This is a genomic window from Mycobacterium sp. 1274756.6 (genome assembly GCF_001668625.1).
In the GTDB taxonomy this organism is placed as follows: Bacteria; Actinomycetota; Actinomycetes; order Mycobacteriales; family Mycobacteriaceae; genus Mycobacterium.
In genome coordinates this window covers 1-1,441 of record NZ_LZLJ01000053.1, presented here as the reverse complement: position 1 = coordinate 1,441, position 1,441 = coordinate 1, and the positions used below count along the sequence as shown (strand labels likewise).

At 75.0% G+C, this 1,441-nt stretch carries 2 protein-coding genes; both read right to left on the bottom strand.

Features of this window, described 5'->3' with window-relative positions:
* Nucleotides 1-556, bottom strand: a 556-nt coding sequence (locus tag A5643_RS07315; protein ID WP_502686221.1) for a MoeA family protein, incomplete at its 3' end; no start/stop codon positions are given.
* A 13-nt stretch (nt 557-569) separates the two neighbouring features.
* Nucleotides 570-1,441: SDR family NAD(P)-dependent oxidoreductase (locus A5643_RS07310; RefSeq protein ID WP_066853486.1), on the bottom strand; the 872-nt coding region annotated here is incomplete at its 5' end.

Sequence of the window (1,441 nt, the reverse complement as noted above, 5' to 3'; positions counted from 1 at the left end):
CGGTGCCGGTGGAGATCACCAGCACGCGGGGGCGCGGCCACACGGTCAGCCGGTCCAGTCCGAGCGCGGCGACCAGCCCCACCACCGGCGCGGTGACCGGCCGGCCCGCGGTGAGCACGGTGTCCCCGGCGGCGACGTCCTCGCCGGCGCGGCGGATGTGGCGGCCCTCGCTGGTCGCCGCGCGGAACTCGACGGTGTCGACCCCGCCGTCGGTGTGCTCCACCGGCACCACGCCGGTCGCCCCGGCCGGCATCGGCGCGCCGGTCATGATCCGGTGCGCGGTGCCCGGCGCCAGGGTGGGGATGTCGGTGCGTCCGGCCGGGATGTCCTCGGCCACCGGCAGGGTCACCGGGTGCTCGGCGTCGGCGGCGGCGACGTCGGCGGCGCGCACCGCGTAGCCGTCCATCGCGGAGTTGTCGAACACCGGCAGGGCGATCGGCGCGACCACATCGGCGGCCAGCACCAGCCCCTCGGCTCGCGCCAGCGGCAGGCTGACCGGGTCGCCGGCGCCGATCAACTCGGCGACGGCCCGTTGATGTTCCTCGACGGCGCGCACTTCGACCCCCGGTTCAGACGCCGTAGCTCACGCCGGTGAGCTCTTCGGAGACCGCCCAGAGCCGGCGTTGGAGGTCGGCGTCGTGGGACTGGCGGCTGGACCGCACCAACACCGGGTGGCCGCGCTGCTGCTGCCACCCGTCGGGGCCGAAGTACTGCCCGCCGGTGACGTCGGGGTCGGTGGCTGCCCGCAGCGTGGGCAGGGCCCCCATGTCGGCGCCCTGGAACAGCAGCGAGCTGGTCCAGGCGGCGAGCGGGCGCATCGGCGCGGGCAGGTTGCGGATCAGCTCGGTGTTCGAGGCCCCCGGGTGCGCGGCGACGGCGATCGTCTCGGCGTCGGCGGCGCTCAGCCGGCGCTGCAGCTCGTAGGTGAACAGCAGGTTGGCCAGCTTGGACTGGCCGTAGGCGCCGACCCGGCTGTAGGACCGCTGCCACTGCAGGTCGTCGAAGTGGATGGCGGCCTTCAACCGGTGCGCGTTGGAGGAGACGGTGACCACCCGCGACCCCGGCACCGTCCGCAGCGAGTCCAGCAGCAGCCCGGTCAGCGCGAAGTGCCCCAGGTGGTTGGTGCCGAACTGCATCTCGAAGCCGTCGGCGGTGTCCTGCCGCGGGGTGAACATCACCCCGGCGTTGTTGATCAGCAGGTCGATGCGCGGGTGCGCCGCGCGCAGCTCGGCGGCGGCGGCGCGCACCGACGTCAGCGACGCCAGGTCCAGGCGGGCGGTGCTGACCGTGGCGCCGGGATGGTCGGCGCGGATCCGGTCGGCGGCCGCCGTACCGCGCGACGGATCCCGCACCGCCAGCACGACGTGCGCGCCGCGGCCGGCGAGCTGCGCGCGGCGCACCCGCGCATCGACCTGCTGATCAACAACGCCGGGGTGATGTT